Source organism: Bradyrhizobium sp. UFLA03-84, assembly GCF_002289535.1.
GTDB classification, from domain to species: domain Bacteria; phylum Pseudomonadota; class Alphaproteobacteria; order Rhizobiales; family Xanthobacteraceae; genus Bradyrhizobium; species Bradyrhizobium viridifuturi.
In genome coordinates this window covers 1466774-1484310 of the sequence record NZ_NSJY01000014.1, presented here as the reverse complement: position 1 = coordinate 1484310, position 17537 = coordinate 1466774, and the positions used below count along the sequence as shown (strand labels likewise).

The following is a 17537-nucleotide window of genomic DNA, read 5'->3' as shown; positions in this document are numbered from 1 at the left end:
CGCGGACTTATCCGCGCGGCACCATCCCTGCGTCAAGAATGGAGGCCCCCATGCGGACGACGCCCGCGCACGACAATGTTTTCGAGATTAATGCGCTTCTTCATCCCGAGACGGTGTTCGACCACCCGAACGACGTCGTCGCCGATCCGACGCTCAGCCTGTCGGAGAAGCGAGCGATCCTCGCTTCGTGGGCGTCCGATGCCTCTGCCATCGCATCCTGTCCTGGTTTGCGAGCCTCCCGTAGCCTGAAGGCTCCCGTTCGCATCGACGATATCTTCGAAGCGCTTTGCGCACTGGATGGCGGTCCCCGCCATCCACCGGGGAGCACGCCGAAGCGGTTGCGGTCCATTGATCGGACCTTGGCTGCATGAGGAGGCGCGTATGGAACAGATCAGGCTGCCAAAGCACACCGTCGATGCCATTGAACGCCGCTGGTCGAGCCGCTTCGACCGGTCGAGGCTCGGGACGGTTAAGAGCACGGATGTGCAGCTAGCGCGGCTGCGTGCGCATCAAGGCAATATCCGTCGATATCGCCGTCTGCTGCAAACCAAGTTAACCGACCTTGAGCGCCGGTTTATCGAGACGCGGCTTCAGGAAGAGCAGGCGGCGCTTGGACGCGTCGCGCAAGCCGGAGATCCGCTTGCGCCCACGATCGAAGCAATGCGATAGACCGCTTCGCCGCTGTCCGAGCGGGAGCTTCAACATGAGTGATGTTCGTGAATTCCTGGTCCGGAGCAGCGAAAAGATCATCGGGCACTACCAGTTCTTACTGCGAGGCGTCGCGACCAGTGACGAGCGCGAGCGCTTCCGACGCAGGATCGAGCAGGAGCAGAGACTTATCGACGCCCTGAGAGGTCTCGGCCAACAGGCCGCCTAGCAAGAGCGAGTGCAAGGCTTGGCCTTGCACTCCGACAATTAGGACGCCCGTACCCGGGTGACTAAGGATCGGGAAAAGGTGGCACCTCCCGAGTTCCATCGCTAGCTCACCAATCGAATCGCACCAAGTACCGCTGCTTCAGCCTCAACTCGGTGGCCTTTGCTGCTACGAGCACCTGCTCAGGGTCAGCCCCATCACGGACCACCGCCACCAAGGTCCAATCAGTACCGGAGGGATTAATTTCGACGTGGCAGACATGCTCTCCGCCGGGAAGACTGCGGAGCTCCCGCAGAGCGATGAGCTCAAGGTCTTTGGCGCATGCCATTGTCATGGGCACGGGAGTGCTCCTCGCCTCTCATCCCAAAATCAACTTGGGATGCGCGTTGCTGTTCCTAAAGCGCGAAAGGGGAAGAGGGCGAGCGATGCAGCGAGCGGACGATCCCGGATCGACAGCCGCCCTTAACGTTGAATGCAAGCGGCTAAGGGGCGCGCCGATCGATAGTAGTGACCGCAGGGCGGGGTGGGGACATTCATTACGAACTGGACGAGCCTCTTGCCACCCATCACGCACGCATACGCCAAAGACCGTCGTATGACATGCACCATGCGCCCGAGCGCTCTCAGTGGCCGTCAAACTGATTAAGATCAAGCCGGTGCCGAGCAATAAGCGCAACATAAGCTTTTGTCTGCAACTAGTTCGCTTAAATCGAAATGGTGTGACCGCTTTCGCGAAAACTGTGCTGGTCCTCACCGGGCGTCGGGATTTTTTGGATCGTTCAGTCGGAAGCAAACGCGGGAGCGCATCGTTGATGCTATGGTGGTTTTGAGCTTGGCGCAGGCGCCTGAGACCTCGGTGCTGCTTGATTGTCTAGCGACGTAATTGGCTGATCTGTGCCATTATGCGGAATGCAAGTTCCGGAATTCGCAAGTTTTCCGGTCGAACCTTCTCGAACCCGGCGGTAGTCGCGACTGCGGCGCCGGTTGAACCGGTCTTCATCCATAATGAAGCGTTGACTTAGGGCGGCGTAGGCATCGGCATAGGTGTGCTGCAACTGCTCCTCGGCGGTCAGGCAATCCGATAGCTTCTCGAATACAAGATCGGTTTGCACTGGTGCTACGCCACCAACCAATACAACCAGAATCCATTTCATGTCGGCGATCTCAGCGTTCGAACCTACTGGCAAACGCCGCCGACATGGAGCGGTTCCAAATGCGCCGCTAGGCGCCGCAGCGATATTCGGCCAGTACCGCTTTGTCCCGGTAGGACATCGGAGCGTTATTCTTCTCGATGTAGATCCGACCAATCCTGGATCGGCTCAAACGCTCAACACTGGGACACTCGCGAGTGGGCGCGAGGTTTGAAGCCGCCGCTTTCTCCGCGCATTAGAGGGAATTGGAACATAGCGGCGAAATGCGCCTGCTTCGCCGTTAAATGAGCGGGAGCGCGACAATCACTGATCGTTGCCGAGACGTAAACCCAACAAGTGGATGCTGGGGCGTTCTTCCATTAACGATTCAGTAGCGCGCGACCTCGCGGCCCGTGAAATCGCAAGGCCTAGTCGCGACGCATCGCCGCTGTCGGACTCCTACTGAAGGAGGCGCTCTTAAACGTCGGTACCCAGGAGATGTTGCTCGCTCTACTTGCTGCCTCTGATCAGCCAGTTATTATTCATGGCTAAGCCTCTCTTCGAACTGCGCCATCTTCTGCCGCAGCCGGAAGCGGCAAGGCGACGGGTGTCAGACCGCGCATTGCCGCCGCTTCTTCAGCAGTCGCCTTTGCATGAACGCGTTCGAGGTCCGCAGCTGGGTCTGCAGCAGCCGCCGATAGCACCGGACGTTGTTGCGATGAGCGCGTAATCGCTCAAACCGGTGATCGGGAGTCGCCGAACAAATCCGCGCCGTCCGGTTAAATCTGGACTGCCAGCTTTCCTCGAGACGGGCAATTACCTGCTTCGGAAGCCTGATGTCCATCATCTTGCCCCCTAAGCAGCCAAGCAGCGGTCGACGGAGCGCAGGCTCGCGGGGCGGATCGCCGTAGAGAGCCATCAGCGCGGCCAAGATCTCGCCGGCAGGAACAGGCGATCTCAGCTCCTTGGGTGCGCGCAACACCGGGTTCGACGCAACGGTGCTGGCGTCCGAGGCCCAGGACGCCAGCAAAGCCCGCTTCTCGGCCAGGCTCAGGCGAGCATCCCGCACCACGTCATGCGGGGTATCGTAGTCGCGGCGGTCGCGATCAGGTAGGCTGAATCCAATAATGTTACAAACGGGCCGCATGGGTGGCTCCGTTCGAAAGACGAGTTAACGAGGAAGCGAAGCCGCATCCGTCCGTCGGCTGCGGCTTCGCCGGTTGCAATCAGGCGGCGACGCTTTCAATCTGGCGCGGCGTCTTGCTCGCGGGCGCATTGATCGCGATGCGCCGCCGCTTCATGGCCTCCGGCACTTCGCATGCCAGCTCGATCCTGAGAAGGCCGTTGTCGAAGGTTACGCTCTTCACCTGGACATAGTCGGCAAGGCTGAACTGCCGCTTGAAGCTGCGCGTCGAGATGCCTTGATAGAGATACTCGCGATCGGTCTTGTCGCTGATGGCTGCCAATGAAAACAGAAGCCTGCCACTCGGAGATGTTCCTGGAAGGGAATGGTGGCCCGACGATCGAGTCGCATGGCTTAAAGGTCGGCTCTCACGGTCAGCCTCGCGCGCCCCCCCGTGTTCAAAGCGGATGGTGCCGACGGACTTCGCCGGTCGTCATGTTCAGTGCCGCGACTTGATCCGCGCCGAGCTGTCTCCGGATGAGGCTGACCGTCCATCCTTCCGGGACCATATCGAGCACCCCATCGAGCGCAGCCTCTAGCGGGGTTGCCGCGAACCAAATCTGGACCTCACCGTCGTCGGTCGTAACGCGAACCTGATGGATTTCCTGCGCGGGTTGCATCGAGGATAACCGCAATCAAGTTGACTTCTTTCTCCAGTGATTGACGCATGCAAATGCGGGAACTCTCGGCTCAATTATGATGAGTTGCCTGCCTCCGAGGCAGACGGCTCCAGCACCAGCACCGGCCCCCACGGCCCCACGAGGTGCTGGGGCCGTTACTTTGTGTTCACCGCAAAGCACAAACACAAACAAAGACTGAGGCTGCGCTGGGCGCAATCTCAGCTTGGGTTCGTCGAGCTGGCTTGACGTGCGGGCCGTCGCTCGATGTCAAACCGGACGCCCCATCTCCTGTCGCCAGGCGACACGCGGGTGCCATCCTGGTCGCTGCCTGGGCCCGAGCCGCCTTGCCCCGATGCGTCAGGTCTTACGCCACCCTCGCCATGCCAGTGCTCACCGAGCCTAAGGAAAAACAAGCACTTCAAGGGAAAACAAGATTGGAACGGGTGGACGTCGCCCAGGTTGTCAACGGTCCGTTGCCGCTACGGCATTGGGCGATCATTGTTGGAAAACTCGGCCCTTCCTTGCTCCCCGCACAAGGGCCGTTTTTTCGAACGCACCGAACTTAGTGCGAACCAAATCGCATCGAGAGCGGGGGCGTATCTACTCTGGGCGCGTAGTGTGATCATCCTTTGGTGATGTCACCGTTCCCGAGCTTCTGTATCTTGAATGTCAGGCTTCGTACTGCATCGATGCAGTTGCCGGGCTTGGTCACGATCGTCAGGGACGAATATTGCGCTGGGAGATTCTGTGGCTCATATCCCGTGTAGATAGCCACGGGAATGTTCAGCGATAGCAGCTTGTCCAGCAGGGGATAGACCTTTGAACCCTGCAGATTGACGTCAAGCAACGCGCCATCGACGTCGTCAGGCATATTGCTGATGGCGTCTGTCACGCTACCAAATGGGCCGATGACCTGAAAGCCAGCGCTTCGCGCCGCGTGAGCGCAGTCGTCTGCGATGAAGTACTCGTCTTCGACAATGAGAATTTTGCGCTTTGCCATGGATCACCCTTCAAGACTGCCATGGATCACCTTGAGAAAGAACGCATCGAGCCCCCGGCAGGTCCTCACAGGGGAACCGCCAACGACCTCAATCGCTTGCCGTTTCAGGATGTGTACTGACCACCAACAAGACGCGCAGGACGCGAAAAGAGCACTCGCTCGAATCTCAGCGGTTGCGTCGCACGCGCTCTCGTTCCTGTTCAACTTCCTCCGCGTCCTCGTCATCGACTTCCATCAGATGCGGATGTCCGCTAGCCTTCAACAGTTCGTCGAGCTTGGCATGAATGGCCTGCGTGTCGCGATGCTCGGCCCGTTGGATGAGCAAGGTCATGCCCCACGTCGCCAGCGTGGCAAATGAATGCCATTCGAGCCCATTGCCGAAAGCAATCCAGGCGATGGAGTACAACATGAAGATGGCGAATGCGACGGGTCGTGCCGTCGCCGTGCCCAGCGTGGTAAGCCAACCCTTGGCTGATGCAAAAGACATTCTGCGGGAACGATGATCCACTGCGGCCGTTCCAATGCGGCGTGGATCGCGCTCTGCCATCAAGCGACGCCGCGCCGCCGCCGAGGTGTGGGAACGACAGGGGGAAGCCGGCGGTTGGTTAGTCCTACCTTGGAGATCGCTATGACCGATATCCCCAAGCCGCCATTCCCCCTCGGAAGCAGCCGATGCCGGGCTTGACCCGCAAGATGGATCCAAGACCGGACCATGGGGAAGAGAGTTACCGCGGATCGGGCCGGCTTACCGGCCTGAAAGCGATCATCACGGGCGGCGATAGCGGTATTGGACGTGCGGTCGCGATCGCCTATGCGCGGGAGGGGGCGGATCTGGTTGTTGCCTGTCTCGACGAGGCTGAGGACGCAACCGAGGTCAAGAGCTAGATCGAAAAAGAAGGACGCAAGCCGTTCTGATCTCCAGTAACGTTCGGCATCCTGAACATTGCGGCGGTATCGTCCGCCGGGCCGTCGACGAATTGGGCGGGGTCGATATTCTCGTCAACAATGCTGCGCACCAGGCGACATTCAAGGATATCGGCGACATCAGTGATGAGGAGTGGCAATTCACGTTCGAAACCAATATCCGTGCCATGTTCCACCTATGCGCGCGTTTGCCACCCACCAATGCACCAGCAAGAAGGTCGCGACGATCGCGCGCCGCTGGCAGCTCTCCGAGATTATGCAGTTTCCCTTCCTGCCATACGCAGCTGGCTCGGCCGGGATCTTCGGGATCCCCACCACAGTAACTCGTTAGCGGCGCCGGTTTGCTCGGCTATTCGGTCAGTTCGACCGACGCCGGCATCTTCGCGACTGACATCAGCGAGCGCGCCACCTGATTCAGTAACTGGTCGGCATTTTCCTCCTCTGCCAGCGACTTGGAGAGAAGACTGACGATCGCGCTGTGGCGAAGTTGCTGAGCGAGATTGCGCGCTGTGGTATAGCTCGCCATCTCATAGTGCTCGACTCGTTGCGCGGCGCCGATCAGCGCGAGGTCAGCAGCTGCATTTTCCTTCCTTTCGCCTTCGCCAACGATTTCCTCTCCTTCCTCGATCAGGCCCATCATGCCCTTGCACGGCTTGGAGCGGGCCGACTTGCCGAGGAGCTCGAAGCACTCGTTGATGCGCTCGATCTGGCCCTCGGTCTCGGCGAGATGCTGCTCGAACAGCTCGCGCAGCTGGTCGTAGCGGGCCGCCTGCGCCATCTTCGGGAGCGCCTTCGTCAACTGCTTTTCGGCGTGCAGAATGTCGCGAAGCTCGTCGATCAGGAGATCGCCGAGGCCGGCTTCATCCGTTTGCGGCGAGCTTTCCGTGACGATGGCGCCGGCGGGACCAGGCTCGGTGGCCTGGATGGCGGGTGACTCCGTGAACACCCAGTCACTTCCCTCGTTCCAGGGGCCGCGGGTATCGATCTCGCCATGGTCGCCCGTACCGGTCGAGTCGTTGAAGTACTGATTGACCAGACCCGGCGTCGGCGCGATACGGCCGATGCTGAAGGGCGGCTTGCTCAAGCTTTCAAGCGCAAGCGAGAATGCCTTCATGTGGGTGATCTCGCGGGTCATCAGAAACTGCAGGGCATCCTTGGTACCGGCATCATCGGTGAAATTGATCAGCCGCTCATAAACGATCTTGGCGCGCGCCTCGGCGGCGATGTTGCTGCGCAGATCGACGTCCAGTTCACCGGTGATCTTGAGATAGTCGGCGGTCCAGGCACTGCCCTGCGAGTTGAACAAGTTGACCCCGCCGCCACCGGCGATTGCAATGAGCGGATCGGCCTCGGCGGCATGGCGGTCGAATTTCGAGGGCTTGAGATGCATGCGGGCGAGCGTGCCGACCACTTCCAGATGGCTGAGCTCTTCCGTGCCAATGTCCATGAGGAGATCCTTGCGGTCCGGGTCCTCGCAATTCAGGCCCTGAATGGAATATTGCATGGCCGCTGCGAGCTCGCCGTTTGCGCCGCCGAACTGCTCGAGAAGCATGTTGCCGAAGCGTGGGTCCGGCTCGTCGACGCGAACGGTGAACATCAGCTTCTTGACGTGGTGATACATTGAGAACTCCGACTTGTTGAGCGGGGATCGGGTCCGAACGGCCCTGCCGCAGCGTTCGTTCCTAAAGGACGTCAGGAATAGATGCCTGGCCGCATCGCTATCGCTCGTCGTGGTCAGCCTCGCAACGCAGAACCCGGTTTTCCCTAGGATAAGCCAGTTCCCCGTAGCAACCCACATGGTCTCGGTTGTACGGCCATCGCCGACAAGGATGCTGGCCGAAGGCGTCGGCGACTGAGAGACCGAGCGCTCCGTCTTCAAACGATGGAGCCCCTCGCCATGGCGAGCCAACTTCAATCGCACTACCACGAGGTACAACGCCATCATTTGGAGCTGGCTGAAAGGCATGTTGCCGAAGGTGAGCGACGCATCGTTGAGCAGCGGGAGCGGATCGAAAAGCTCGCCAGCCAGGGTCTATGCGTGAAGCAGGCGACGAATGTCCTGAACAGCTTTTACGCAAGTCAGAAGCTGTTTACTCAACACCGGGACGAAATCCGTAAAGAGCTGGAACAGTGAGGTCGTCTCAGTTGGCCGCGTTGCCTGGGCGAGCATTGGCGGGCGGCGCTTCCATAGGAAGCCGTCCGCCGCCGATCATCTCGAGCAACCGCATTGGATTTCCCAACTGCTAGTAATAGGAACCTTCGATCCATTCTGCGTATTGCCCCTGCAACCGCGCCGAGAGGATCAAATGGCCGAGACAATTCGCGAGACCGAGATCATTGAGCCCGCTATCCCCGGTGTTTCTTGGGCGGCCGTGGCGGCCGGCGCTGTTGCTTCGCTGGCCCTGACGCTTGTCCTGCTTTCATTTGGCGCAGGCATGGGCTTCGCCGTGGTTTCACCTTGGGGCAGTTCCGGCGTTTCCACAAAGACATTTGAGATTGGCACTGGGCTATTCTTCATCGTAATGGCGATGATCTCGTCGTCAGTTGGCGGCTATCTCGCCGGGCGCTTGCGCACGAAGTGGATCGGTTTGCGGCGCCTAGAGGTGCTATTCCGCGACAGCGCGCATGGCTTTCTCGCCTGGTCGCTCGCGTCCGTACTAGGCGCCGCCCTCCTTGCAACGCCGGCAAGTTCGCTCATCGGTGGAACGCTCGGCGGGGCGACCCAAGCTGCTGCGGGCTCCATGCAATCATCATTCATGGACGGTTATGTCGATACGCTGTTGAGGCCCGACAACCCGTCCACTCAAGTCCAGCAAAGTTCATCCGACGCACAATCCGAGATGATTCGTCTGTTCACGTCGAGCTTTCGCAATGGAAACGATCTTGCTCCCGCCGACCGATCCTATGCGGCCAAATTGGTCGCCGCGCGAACGGGCTTGAACCAGCAGGACGCGGAAAAGCGCGTCAATGACGTTGTGACGCAGGTCAAGACCGACATGGAGAAGGCCAGGAAAGCTGCGATGCAGATGGCGATCTGGCTGACATTGTCGCTCTTCATCGGCGCGTTCTGCGCCGCGTTTGCTGCCACCGAAGGCGGTGGTCTCCGAGACGGCACATGGAGCAAGCACCCGTTCCGCGAGGCGGCTATCAATCGCTGACCGCAATCTCACGAAAGGAAAATCATCATGCCGATTCTACTCTGGCTCCTTGGTATCCCGATTCCGCTCATTATTCTGATCATGCTGTTGCACCACTAGGTGGCATAAAGACGTTCAAGCAACACGCGCTGCTCTCGCCGGCAGCGCGCGTTGCTTGAACAGTCTAGTCGTCGAGTTGCTTGAACGGTCTAGTCGTCGAGCAGCGAGGCCTAATGCCTCATCAATCTAGCGCGCGGATGGGCAATCCAGCGAGAGAAGGGGTGTAGGCCAAACGTCGCAGCCGCGCCTGCGGCCCGGCGCATACAGCGCCGGGCTTCGTCAGCGTAGATACTGCGACCGCCCCGGCTCACCAGTAGGGCGAGGCATGGTAGTAATCGTAGACGCGGCGATCATTCTCTCGATTCCAGTTCCAGTCATTGTCGTTGGTGTAGCGCGGCGCCTTGTCCAGCTGGTCTTTGGTGATGTTGGTGCGGTATCCGCCGAGGTTGGTGTCATAAGTCAAACTTGACCACGGTGTTGGATAGTGGTCATCGCCGATGCCGAGGAAACCGCCATAGCCCAGGACTGCATAAGCGACCTTACCCGACACCTTGTCGATCATGACGCGCTCGATGCTGCCTATCTTCTGCTTGTCGGCTCCATAAACCGCGGTGCCTTCGACCTTGTCACTGCCGATCAGACTTCCTGTCTCACGTTCTGCCATTGCTGTCTCCCAGAGTTGCACGGTTAAAAACGTCAAACGCCGGTGTGATAAGCTCGTTCCTAGGCCTGCAAAAGCGTCGCGGGAGATTAAGGCCGCCAGGTATCCAGCACCTCACCTGCTTCCGCCAATTCGATCTGGATATCGAAACGCTGAGCGTAAAGGTGGAGCGAGGCCTCGTGGGCCGCATCCGACGAGGAGCACAAGCCGTCTTTCACCACGATAACGCGGTAACCGAAGTCAACGGCATCGAGCACCGATGCAAGCACGCAGACATCGGTCTCGGCGCCGGTCACGAGCAGCGTATCGACATGCTTTTCCACTAGGTAGGTTCGCAATGCACCTGTTGCGAAGGCTGAATAGACCGGCTTGTCGATGGAATGAGCGGGGGGCGCGAAACCCTCAAGCTCTGGTACCAGACGCAACAGATCAAGATCCATTATGCCGCGCGTCACCTTCGGCCATTTCTCATAGTAGGCGCGCCACATGCCAGCTGCATCCCTGGGCTCAACCGGCGGAATGAAGCGCGTGAAGATGGTGCGCTCGGGCGCGCGGGCAACGATCTCCTGAATAATCGGTGCAACGCGCGGCATCCACGGCGTGGGCCATGGGCCACCTTCGGTAAAAAGGCGCTGCATGTCGATGCAGAGATGCGCGGCGCGATCGCCGGGTGATGCCTTAAGCCGTCCCATGCCGGGCTCTCCGGTGCCAAAGCGGAAAACCGTACCAGACCGCCAGGAGCGAGGAGAACGCGGTCGTGCCGATCGCGATAGCAGTGCGGGCGCTCTCGCTTACGACGTAAATCACCACCGCGATGTCGGCGGCAATCCCAAGCGCCAGGGGAAGCACGGCTGCAATCACGAGAGCGGAACCGATCCGGAAGAATTGCGGATCATCCTCGCCATGATAGGCGAGGCGGTGCAGCGATGCGGGGGTCATCAGGAGGAGAACCGAGAACGCGACGGCCAGAAGCCCCGCCGCATGGACAGCCTGCATCCAGTCGGGCAAGGACTGAAACGATCTGGTCAGCGCCGCTACGAATTGAAAGCCGAGCAGCGCCTGTCCGCCGGGGATGATCACGCGTGCTTCGGTCAGAAGCTGTTCGATCTTGGTCTTGAGCGGCGTTCCGCTCTCTGGCGGCAGCGACTTGGCATTGTGTCGCAAGACCATCCCGAGCCCAAAGAGCAAGCCGAGCCCGATTGCGGCCAACCCCGCCCCCAGGGCTGCGCCAAGCTGCGGCCCGGCGAGAAAATCGAACACGACGAAGACGGAAGCGCCAAGACCAAGCGTCAGTGGCAGAAGGCTCCAGCCGGTAAGGCTTGTCGTGACATGTAACGCTTGGTGACGGCTTTGGCCATTGCAGGCGATGCGGTGATACATGGAGGGGGCGATCAGGAGACCAACGCTGCCACAGAGCAGCACCAGCGCAGCGCACTGAAGCGAATGCCCGGCTGGGGAAACGTCCCGGAAAAGCTCCTGAAACACTCCTTGAAAGGCGAAGCCGAATAGAACCTGTGCGCCTAGGATGAGAAGGCGGGATTCATCGAGGGCGGTCTTGAGCTTGGCATCCAGTTCTTTGGTCATCGCATTGCTATGAACCTTCTGTCGCGCCTGGTGGTTCCAACATAGAACGGGGTGCTGTCGGGGATAGGACACTCCAGAGAGCAATAGGACAATGGGGTCTAACTGGGTAATTCAATTCCCGGGGTTGTGACCAATTGCTCGATTGCAATCGTGCTCTCCGCTTCGCGCGCCTTCCGCAGCATGCGCTCTCGCTCTGGCCCGGGCGGCAAGATCGACGCTCTGGCTCGCGCTGCCTCTGCCAGCTGACCTAGTCTGAACGTCAGCGAGGTCGCTTGCTTGGTCCGGTTGCGCCTCTTTCCCATGGCCTGTCCTCAATTGATTCGCGCGAGGAACAGACCAGTGATCGTGCTGTTTTTCAGCAACATAGGATAATTTTTGACGGTGAAAAGTTTTTGCGGCCTTGGAACCAAAAATGGACGAGGCGTCCATGAAAGCGGCGTTGGGAAAAACCGGCAATCAATTCAAATGGAGGATTCAATCTGGTTATGTCCGCCAGCCGCTCAACGTTAGCCCGATTAATTCGGAGGACGCCCGCGACGAGGCAATCGAGGACCGATAATTTTGTCCGCAGCCGCTCGAAGAGCGCCAGCGCTTTTCATTGCTTCGTTCCGGGCCGGTCCCGGGGGCAGTGCGCGCGCCCTGTCGAGCGCGACTGTCGCCTCAGCATCAAGTTCAGGTGCCGAGTGCGATTCAACTGTCTTTTTCACGGCTCACCGCTTCTGAATTGCGAAACCCGTCGGGGAGGACTGTCTTGCCCGTGTGGGTCTAATTGAGAGTGATTTCCGCACGAGCCAGCGGGTCGGATCCGAACGAAAAGCTGGCCGATCCAGGCACTGAGCAGTTGAAAGGTATCCCCAGAGCGACAGTTAGCAATCTGCCGTGAAGACAAGCGGCCGTCATTGAACTATGTGAATCGGATCTTCAGAAACGCGTTGCCAGAGGGCAAATCGCCTGTCGCGTAGGTTCGCCGTGCCGGCCGGCTGCGATCTCCCAATTGCCGCTCGCAACTCCCTACTTCGAGACGCGCTTGATCGTCTTGGCTGCGGAGTTTGGCCCACGCCAACCCAGGAACGTCAGATCTTTCTTCTCAAGAGCGTTTGTGGCGCGGAAGAACGCTTCGAGTTCCTGGCAAGCGCGCGAGGGCAGATGGCGAATATCCTTCAGATCTGTTTCGAGCGGGGAACGGTCCGGCACGGCGAATACGCGGTCGTTACGTTCCCTTTTCCCTTTGCTCTCCTGCTCGACCTCCAGCACGCCGATCGGTCTGCATTTGAGAACAACGCCCGGATAGGTTTGGGCGTCGTGAATAACCAGCACATCGAGGGGGTCGCCGTCCTCAGCCTTGGTAGACGGGATGAAACCCCAGTCATAGGGGTAGCTGAGGCCCGTCATCAGGGGCTTTGCCAAGGTGAAGGCCCCCAGCTTGGGGTCGAACTCGAGCTTGCATGTGCTCCCGCGGGGGGTCTCGATGACGGCGAAGACGTGCTCATCGTCCGCCCAGGTAGGGAGCTTGGCAAGTTTCGTCATATCAATATCCGCTCCGTACGGTGCGAGGTCGCCTGGCATCGACTCCAAGAGCTCATCGGTTTCAGGGCTCTGCTTTCGGACGTCAATCGTGCCGGCCGCGCCATTGCCGCGGCCGGCGTGTCAGGCAGGAATCAAGCGGCCCTTTGATTGACGCTACTCACAGCCAAGTCATTCAGCTTCTTGTCCGTTGCCTTTTCTTCGTCGAGGGTTTCTTGAAGGACCGAAGCGCAATCGTCCCGTCCGAGCTTCTTGGCCCAGGCGATGAGCGATCCGTACCGCGTGATCTCGTAGTGCTCGACAGCCTGGGCCGCGGCGATGAGCGCGGCGTCCAGCACCGTCTTGTCGTCGACGTCGCCGGCGACGTCGCTGGCTTCTTCCAGAATTCCGTCGATCGCCGGGCAGTTGACCCCCTTGGCCGCGACGCCGTGCATTTTGAATACCCGCTCCAGACGAGCAATCTGATTCTTTGTCTCTGCGAGATGGGTCTGAAAGCCCTTCTTCAGTGATTGATCGCTTGCCTTCTCGATCATGTCCGGAAGGTTTTTGGTGATCTGCTGCTCGGCGTAATAAATATCCCGCAGCGTATGCACGAAGAGGTCGTTCAGCGTCTTGATATCCTTCGTGAACAGTCCCATGGCTTGTTCCCTGTGTTGAAGCCCGCACAGGAAACGGATGCAAGGACAAGGCGTTCCTACGCGAACCAGGCCGCTTTCTCATCCTAGGAACTGGCAACGCAGATCGCCAGACGGCTGTGCCCCCGACCTAGAGGACAGTGCTTGCCTATCCGTAAACGCCGAATTTCGCCGAGGCAGGTGTGAGCCAGGGACGGCCGGCGCCGTCCAGATCGGGAAAGACTAGCAACTTCTGCCGTGATCCCGAGTTGCCTGAGCAAGAGGATTTACGCTCGGAGCTTTGTGAATGGCAGATGCAATCACACTGCGGACAGCGGTCGATACCGCTTGGTGCGTTTTCCGCGCCACCCACTCCGGAATCGATGAGGCGGACAGTCGCCGATGTCTCCTTGAGCGCCATTTGCATGGAGGCTGGGAGATCCGCGACGGCGATGCCGAAGAACTCGCGAGCTTCGGATTGGCCTATCTCGCGCGGCTTCCGGGCGACGAATGCTGAGGCGGCCGCAAGCGCTGCTCGAGCGCATCGTTGCCGGAACGGCGCGACCCGATTGGACGGTGTTTGCAATTTCTTCTCTGCTCTCCGGGATTTTCGTGTTGACGGTGCGATCGGTGTTCGGAGCGGGTGAGTGAATCATGCGCATCGCTCAGCTCGCCCCTCTCGCTGAGAGCGTCCCTCCAAAGCTCTAGGGCGGCACCGAGCGGGTCGTCGCCTGGTTGGTGGACGAACTGATCGAACTCGGACATGACGTTACACTGTTCGCTAGTGGCGATTCCAGGACCAAGGGCAAGCTCCACCCGGTTCTGCCTCGCGCATTACGTCTCGGGCGGAAAGGCGTTGATCCCAATGCCGCGTGCGCGCTCCTGATCGAGGCGATCGCGAGCCGGCACACAGACTTCGACATCGTCCACTCCCATGTCGATTGGTTGCCGCTTCCGTTGCTCCGGCGGATCGGTGTGCCCTTCGTCACAACCATGCACGGCCGGCTTGATCTTCCTGGATTTTCCGACGCCGTACAGGCTTTTCCAAATGCTCCCTTCGTATCGATCTCCGACAACCAGCGAGAGCCGCTCTCCGCTGCAAGCTGGATCCGCACGGTGCAACATGGTCTTCCCGTGGACCTTTTCCGCCCCGGCTACGAGCGGGGATCCTATCTGGCGTTTCTCGGTCGGTTGACCGCGGAAAAGGGACCGCACGATGCGATCTACATCGCGCGCGAATCTGGGCTCCCGTTGCGTATCGCCGCCAAGCTGCCGCGAGGCGAGACCGCCTATTTCAAAAAGCATATCGAGCCGCATGTCGACGACGCGTCAGTGCAGCTCGTTGGCGAGGTCGATGAATCGAGGAAGCAGCCGTTCCTTAGCGAAGCTGCCGCTTTGCTTTTTCCGATCAATTGGCCCGAGCCATTCGGTCTTGTCATGATCGAGGCGCTTGCCTGCGGAACGCCCGTGATTGCCTATCGAGCAGGATCGGTCCCAGAAGTGATCGAGCATGGTGTCACGGGCTTCATTGTGGATAATGCGGGAGAGGCCATTCGCGCGATACGAGATTTGCCCCGACTTGACAGAAGGGTGATCCGCGCCAAGTTCGAGGAACGCTTCTCGGCAAAGCGGATGGCAAAGGAATATGAAGATTGTTACCGGCAATTGGTTGCGACCATAGGGCCGGCCTAGAGTCTGCGGATCGGTGCGCGAGTGCTAACTTGATGGACCGGCACGACGACCATTCCGTCGAGGAGTCCACTGAAGTGCTCCGGCAGATTGGCGATCTACTCCCATTGGCCAAGTGCGAACTTCGGTGCTGATCCCAAAGATTCGGCCCCGGCGAGGGGGCACAAGCCGGGGCCAGTTGCACTTTGTCGTCCAGACGCTGCCCGGCAGGGTGCAGAGCCGGAACGCGAGAACAACCCAGGCACATCTGGCTCGTTCCTAAAGAAAAACGGCCCGCACCCTTGAAAGTAATGCCGATGCCAAGCCCATGCCGGACCAGAAAGCAGGAGTCGGTGCGCGGGGCAAATAGTCAATCGGTTGAGGCTCGGAACAACGCACGGCCACTGCAAGTCGTGCTGGCTGCGAGCGCCTTGGTCATCATGTCGTCCGGCAACCGCGCCACGGCCTCATGGTCGGTCGAGCGGGCAAGCCGGGTCCCCCCAAGAAGTTGACAGGAAGCCGCGAGATCCTATCCAAAAACAAAGCCCCGCCGTTTCGGGGCGGGGCTTGCGCACGACCGCCTTGGGGGCGAATGAGGTCAGCGCACTACGACAAGCAGCGGCCATGCGGAGAGTTCCTACGGGCTAGTCGAAATGTCATTCTCCTGCGCGGCCTCGCGCCGATAATCCTCCGCGGCCTTCTTCAGCGCGGCTTTCATTTCCTCGTCTGTGGTTTGATCAGCGTGGCGCTCGGCGTTGTCCGCTTGTCTCAAGAGATTTGCTCGGCTCATGGTGTCCTCCTAAACCGACAATTCGCCGCGATAGTTTGAGTTTCGGCTGGGGTTTCCGCGTCCGAGTGGTTCATCAGGATGTGTCTTTGCGCTCTGGCAGCGACAGTTTCATTTCGCGAGCTCGGTTCGCCGCGAGTTTGTAGTACGCCAGTGCTTGATCCTCAAAATCAGCCTTGAGCTTGGGATCCGTCTCATGGGTCGCCATGCGCTCAAACTGATGTGCGCATTCCAGATATTCAGCAACCATCTTCATGGGACGCTACCAAATCATTGCGGCAGCCGGCTAGCGTGGCAAGTCGATGCCTGGGGTAGTGACAAGATGCTCCATTTCCATGGCTCGGTCCGCTTCGTGCGCCTTTCTCAGTAAGCTTTCGCGGTCAAGACCGGGCGACACAGCCGCGGCCCGAGCTCGGGCGCTCTGTGCCAGCTGACTGAGCATGAAGCTCAGCGATGTTGTTTGTCTGACCCTGTTACGACGCTTCTTCTCCATTTCTTCCTCACAAACTTTCGTTTGTCATAGGAAAGGCGCCTTAACATGGGATAGGTTTCGACAAGCGAAGGGTTTTCGGATTTTGGGAACTTAGACGGATTAAGCTTTGAGCCGGCCAGCTATCCGATGCTCATAGTGCGGCAAGACCGGTAAAGGGCGGCCAGCTTTAGATCGACGCCACGCCGCCTGCTCTTGGTGCTGGCTTTCCTCGTGCCCGCCGGCGCGCCTAACTTATGTTAATCGCAGCTTGGCTTCGTTCCGCTAGGGTGGGGGTCCGATCAAGCCGATCGGGCGCCGGGGGGCACAAAGGTGAGCTTCCAGTTGACGGTCTTGAAAGTGCTGGCCGGCCAGACGGCCGGGCGGAGTTCCGTTGCACAGATCCGACAAGCCGTAGAAATTCTGATGAACAGCGGCAAAGACTGGACCGATCGCATGAAGCGCCTCGCTGAACATGCGCCTGGCCTGAACATCTTTTCAGCCAAGTATGTTCTGCGTGACGAGGAAGGCTGGGAAATTACGGTAGAGGGGCGACAATTCCTTGCTGTGCTTGAAACAACTGTCGCTGCACAAACAGTGCCACGGGCCGGATCAGATGACTTGGCGTGCGATACCAAAGTTGCGCAGTTGGCCACGATAACAGGACGATCACCTGATCTTGCCCGGAGACGCCGTGACTCACCGAGGCGCCGCCGCCGTAAAGATCGGCCCAATCGGCGAACAGCGTGAACTGTCTCCTATCTCGATTTTTTTACCACTGATCTGGCGCCGATCGCGTTCCCAGGTCGCCGTAGATGATCCCGAGCGCGAGCATAGCGGACTGCCCGACGCGAGTTTGCAGTGAGCCGGCAAGTTCGGCTTTGGCGGGGCATGCCGGGGTCGAGAAGCTAGGCATTTAAGCCACTGGCATCGCGCGGAAAGAGATCGCAAGGCATGGTCGATTAACGCGCCGCGGCGGCATTGTTCCCATCGGCGGGGCGATGTATCTGCGCGTTGCCCGGACCCCGTGAGATCCGTGGCAGATGCACGCATGAACCAGCATCCACAAGCAACCCGTACGGCAGAGGTGCACCGTGCTCGAACGGGCGGCATCGCGATTTCTGCGGTGATGAGATCTCACGCAATCTGGAATTCATGTCGAGATGACCACGTCTTGCTTCACATAAGCAAATGCGGTGATGGCTGATGCATGAGCATTGTTCAGTTGTCTGCGTGGCTTCACACCTCGTAGACGGACGGCTCCAGGGCCTCCTCCTCAGCCGCCGTTACTGGGGCCGTCCT

21 protein-coding genes and 3 pseudogenes are annotated in these 17537 nt (G+C 59.5%); 10 read left to right on the top strand and 14 right to left on the bottom strand.

Annotated features, from left to right (window positions below; all coding sequences use genetic code 11):
* The first annotated feature begins 50 nt into the window (after nucleotides 1-50).
* From CK489_RS28605 to CK489_RS41895, 3 genes are read left to right on the top strand one after another with little or no spacing between them, the layout of a single operon-like run.
* Nucleotides 51-371, top strand: coding sequence for a hypothetical protein (locus CK489_RS28605; RefSeq protein ID WP_095734697.1), 321 nt, complete (start codon nucleotides 51-53; stop codon nucleotides 369-371).
* 10 nt (nucleotides 372-381) lie between these two features.
* The gene (locus tag CK489_RS42385) at nucleotides 382-669 is read left to right on the top strand and encodes a hypothetical protein (protein ID WP_245350521.1); all 288 of its coding nucleotides are present in this window, start codon (nucleotides 382-384) and stop codon (nucleotides 667-669) included.
* 34 nt (nucleotides 670-703) lie between these two features.
* Complete coding sequence (locus CK489_RS41895; protein WP_198961042.1) at nucleotides 704-877, top strand: hypothetical protein; 174 nt, start codon at nucleotides 704-706, stop codon at nucleotides 875-877.
* An 812-nt stretch (nucleotides 878-1689) separates the two neighbouring features.
* On the opposite strand, the gene CK489_RS41040 is transcribed toward CK489_RS41895, so the two are convergent.
* From CK489_RS41040 to CK489_RS28565, 6 genes and pseudogenes are all read right to left on the bottom strand, one after another.
* On the bottom strand, nucleotides 1690-2028 hold the full coding sequence (locus CK489_RS41040; protein ID WP_143278252.1) for a hypothetical protein: 339 nt from the start codon (nucleotides 2026-2028) through the stop codon (nucleotides 1690-1692).
* Nucleotides 2029-2614: 586 nt separating this feature from the next.
* Nucleotides 2615-3151 carry a hypothetical protein gene (locus tag CK489_RS41035; RefSeq protein ID WP_143278251.1) on the bottom strand — a complete coding sequence of 179 codons (537 nt, stop codon included), beginning with the start codon at nucleotides 3149-3151 and terminating at the stop codon, nucleotides 2615-2617.
* Nucleotides 3152-3230: 79 nt separating this feature from the next.
* Nucleotides 3231-3455: pseudogene (locus tag CK489_RS42380) on the bottom strand (Hsp20 family protein); the annotation flags it as partial.
* Between the two features lie 130 nt (nucleotides 3456-3585).
* The gene (locus CK489_RS28580; protein ID WP_095734598.1) at nucleotides 3586-3807 is read right to left on the bottom strand and encodes a hypothetical protein; all 222 of its coding nucleotides are present in this window, start codon (nucleotides 3805-3807) and stop codon (nucleotides 3586-3588) included.
* A 622-nt stretch (nucleotides 3808-4429) separates the two neighbouring features.
* Nucleotides 4430-4807: a response regulator gene (locus CK489_RS28570; RefSeq protein ID WP_095734596.1), complete on the bottom strand. Its 378-nt coding sequence runs from the start codon at nucleotides 4805-4807 to the stop codon at nucleotides 4430-4432.
* A gap of 166 nt (nucleotides 4808-4973) precedes the next feature.
* Nucleotides 4974-5354, bottom strand: a complete 381-nt coding sequence (locus CK489_RS28565; protein ID WP_245350520.1) for a low affinity iron permease family protein — start codon at nucleotides 5352-5354, stop codon at nucleotides 4974-4976.
* A 125-nt stretch (nucleotides 5355-5479) separates the two neighbouring features.
* Between CK489_RS28565 and CK489_RS28560 the strand changes: the two are divergent.
* A pseudogene (locus CK489_RS28560) lies at nucleotides 5480-6054 on the top strand (SDR family NAD(P)-dependent oxidoreductase).
* 26 nt (nucleotides 6055-6080) lie between these two features.
* On the opposite strand, the gene CK489_RS28555 reads toward CK489_RS28560, so the two are convergent.
* Nucleotides 6081-7352, bottom strand: coding sequence for a DUF892 family protein (locus CK489_RS28555; protein WP_095734594.1), 1272 nt, complete (start codon nucleotides 7350-7352; stop codon nucleotides 6081-6083).
* A gap of 276 nt (nucleotides 7353-7628) precedes the next feature.
* On the opposite strand from CK489_RS28555, the gene CK489_RS28550 reads away from it, so the two are divergent.
* Nucleotides 7629-7865 carry a hypothetical protein gene (locus CK489_RS28550; RefSeq protein ID WP_095734695.1) on the top strand — a complete coding sequence of 79 codons (237 nt, stop codon included), beginning with the start codon at nucleotides 7629-7631 and terminating at the stop codon, nucleotides 7863-7865.
* Between the two features lie 172 nt (nucleotides 7866-8037).
* Entirely contained in the window at nucleotides 8038-8889 is an 852-nt protein-coding gene (locus CK489_RS28545; protein ID WP_095734593.1) for a hypothetical protein, read from the top strand.
* A gap of 346 nt (nucleotides 8890-9235) precedes the next feature.
* On the opposite strand, the gene CK489_RS28540 is transcribed toward CK489_RS28545, so the two are convergent.
* The 3 genes from CK489_RS28540 to CK489_RS28530 form a co-directional block, all read right to left on the bottom strand.
* Complete coding sequence (locus CK489_RS28540; protein WP_095734592.1) at nucleotides 9236-9592, bottom strand: PRC-barrel domain-containing protein; 357 nt, start codon at nucleotides 9590-9592, stop codon at nucleotides 9236-9238.
* 86 nt (nucleotides 9593-9678) lie between these two features.
* Entirely contained in the window at nucleotides 9679-10281 is a 603-nt protein-coding gene (locus CK489_RS28535; RefSeq protein ID WP_095734591.1) for a cysteine hydrolase family protein, read from the bottom strand.
* Entirely contained in the window at nucleotides 10268-11173 is a 906-nt protein-coding gene (locus CK489_RS28530; RefSeq protein WP_095734590.1) for a DUF6328 family protein, read from the bottom strand. Before CK489_RS28530 ends, CK489_RS28535 begins: the two co-directional genes overlap by 14 nt.
* A 412-nt stretch (nucleotides 11174-11585) precedes the next feature.
* Here CK489_RS28530 and CK489_RS41500 point away from each other — a divergent pair, with 412 nt between their 5' ends.
* Nucleotides 11586-11732: a hypothetical protein gene (locus CK489_RS41500; RefSeq protein ID WP_158226517.1), complete on the top strand. Its 147-nt coding sequence runs from the start codon at nucleotides 11586-11588 to the stop codon at nucleotides 11730-11732.
* Between the two features lie 452 nt (nucleotides 11733-12184).
* Here the strand turns inward: CK489_RS41500 and CK489_RS28520 are convergent, their stop codons facing one another.
* Both CK489_RS28520 and CK489_RS28515 read right to left on the bottom strand, forming a co-directional pair.
* Nucleotides 12185-12700 carry an inorganic diphosphatase gene (locus CK489_RS28520; RefSeq protein WP_095734694.1) on the bottom strand — a complete coding sequence of 172 codons (516 nt, stop codon included), beginning with the start codon at nucleotides 12698-12700 and terminating at the stop codon, nucleotides 12185-12187.
* Between the two features lie 131 nt (nucleotides 12701-12831).
* Nucleotides 12832-13335 (bottom strand): YciE/YciF ferroxidase family protein, encoded by a 504-nt coding sequence (locus CK489_RS28515; RefSeq protein ID WP_095734588.1) that lies wholly within the window; start codon nucleotides 13333-13335, stop codon nucleotides 12832-12834.
* Nucleotides 13336-13618: 283 nt separating this feature from the next.
* Between CK489_RS28515 and CK489_RS28510 the strand changes: the two genes are divergently transcribed.
* Together CK489_RS28510 and CK489_RS28505 are read left to right on the top strand one after the other, a co-directional pair.
* Nucleotides 13619-13828 carry a hypothetical protein gene (locus CK489_RS28510; RefSeq protein ID WP_095734587.1) on the top strand — a complete coding sequence of 70 codons (210 nt, stop codon included), beginning with the start codon at nucleotides 13619-13621 and terminating at the stop codon, nucleotides 13826-13828.
* A gap of 137 nt (nucleotides 13829-13965) precedes the next feature.
* A pseudogene (locus tag CK489_RS28505) lies at nucleotides 13966-15003 on the top strand (glycosyltransferase family 4 protein).
* A gap of 613 nt (nucleotides 15004-15616) precedes the next feature.
* On the opposite strand, the gene CK489_RS41495 reads toward CK489_RS28505, so the two are convergent.
* Together CK489_RS41495 and CK489_RS28500 are read right to left on the bottom strand one after the other, a co-directional pair.
* Nucleotides 15617-15769 carry a hypothetical protein gene (locus tag CK489_RS41495; protein WP_158226516.1) on the bottom strand — a complete coding sequence of 51 codons (153 nt, stop codon included), beginning with the start codon at nucleotides 15767-15769 and terminating at the stop codon, nucleotides 15617-15619.
* A 73-nt stretch (nucleotides 15770-15842) separates the two neighbouring features.
* Nucleotides 15843-16022: a hypothetical protein gene (locus tag CK489_RS28500; RefSeq protein WP_095734586.1), complete on the bottom strand. Its 180-nt coding sequence runs from the start codon at nucleotides 16020-16022 to the stop codon at nucleotides 15843-15845.
* Between the two features lie 546 nt (nucleotides 16023-16568).
* On the opposite strand from CK489_RS28500, the gene CK489_RS41030 reads away from it, so the two are divergent.
* Nucleotides 16569-16985 carry a hypothetical protein gene (locus CK489_RS41030; RefSeq protein ID WP_143278249.1) on the top strand — a complete coding sequence of 139 codons (417 nt, stop codon included), beginning with the start codon at nucleotides 16569-16571 and terminating at the stop codon, nucleotides 16983-16985.
* Nucleotides 16986-17537: the final 552 nt, after the last annotated feature.

Coding starts and splice junctions, on each gene's coding strand:
- CK489_RS41040 (WP_143278252.1), bottom strand. CDS start 2,028: ATGAAATGGATTCTGGTTGTATTGGTTGGTGGCGTAGCACCAGTGCAA.
- CK489_RS28580 (WP_095734598.1), bottom strand. CDS start 3,807: ATGCAACCCGCGCAGGAAATCCATCAGGTTCGCGTTACGACCGACGAC.
- CK489_RS28510 (WP_095734587.1), top strand. CDS start 13,619: ATGGCAGATGCAATCACACTGCGGACAGCGGTCGATACCGCTTGGTGC.
- CK489_RS28555 (WP_095734594.1), bottom strand. CDS start 7,352: ATGTATCACCACGTCAAGAAGCTGATGTTCACCGTTCGCGTCGACGAG.
- CK489_RS41895 (WP_198961042.1), top strand. CDS start 704: ATGAGTGATGTTCGTGAATTCCTGGTCCGGAGCAGCGAAAAGATCATC.
- CK489_RS28605 (WP_095734697.1), top strand. CDS start 51: ATGCGGACGACGCCCGCGCACGACAATGTTTTCGAGATTAATGCGCTT.
- CK489_RS28540 (WP_095734592.1), bottom strand. CDS start 9,592: ATGGCAGAACGTGAGACAGGAAGTCTGATCGGCAGTGACAAGGTCGAA.
- CK489_RS41035 (WP_143278251.1), bottom strand. CDS start 3,151: ATGCGGCCCGTTTGTAACATTATTGGATTCAGCCTACCTGATCGCGAC.
- CK489_RS42385 (WP_245350521.1), top strand. CDS start 382: ATGGAACAGATCAGGCTGCCAAAGCACACCGTCGATGCCATTGAACGC.
- CK489_RS28530 (WP_095734590.1), bottom strand. CDS start 11,173: ATGACCAAAGAACTGGATGCCAAGCTCAAGACCGCCCTCGATGAATCC.
- CK489_RS41500 (WP_158226517.1), top strand. CDS start 11,586: ATGGACGAGGCGTCCATGAAAGCGGCGTTGGGAAAAACCGGCAATCAA.
- CK489_RS28565 (WP_245350520.1), bottom strand. CDS start 5,354: ATGGCAGAGCGCGATCCACGCCGCATTGGAACGGCCGCAGTGGATCAT.
- CK489_RS28535 (WP_095734591.1), bottom strand. CDS start 10,281: ATGGGACGGCTTAAGGCATCACCCGGCGATCGCGCCGCGCATCTCTGC.
- CK489_RS28545 (WP_095734593.1), top strand. CDS start 8,038: ATGGCCGAGACAATTCGCGAGACCGAGATCATTGAGCCCGCTATCCCC.
- CK489_RS28500 (WP_095734586.1), bottom strand. CDS start 16,022: ATGAAGATGGTTGCTGAATATCTGGAATGCGCACATCAGTTTGAGCGC.
- CK489_RS28515 (WP_095734588.1), bottom strand. CDS start 13,335: ATGGGACTGTTCACGAAGGATATCAAGACGCTGAACGACCTCTTCGTG.
- CK489_RS28570 (WP_095734596.1), bottom strand. CDS start 4,807: ATGGCAAAGCGCAAAATTCTCATTGTCGAAGACGAGTACTTCATCGCA.
- CK489_RS28550 (WP_095734695.1), top strand. CDS start 7,629: ATGGCGAGCCAACTTCAATCGCACTACCACGAGGTACAACGCCATCAT.
- CK489_RS41495 (WP_158226516.1), bottom strand. CDS start 15,769: ATGAGCCGAGCAAATCTCTTGAGACAAGCGGACAACGCCGAGCGCCAC.
- CK489_RS28520 (WP_095734694.1), bottom strand. CDS start 12,700: ATGACGAAACTTGCCAAGCTCCCTACCTGGGCGGACGATGAGCACGTC.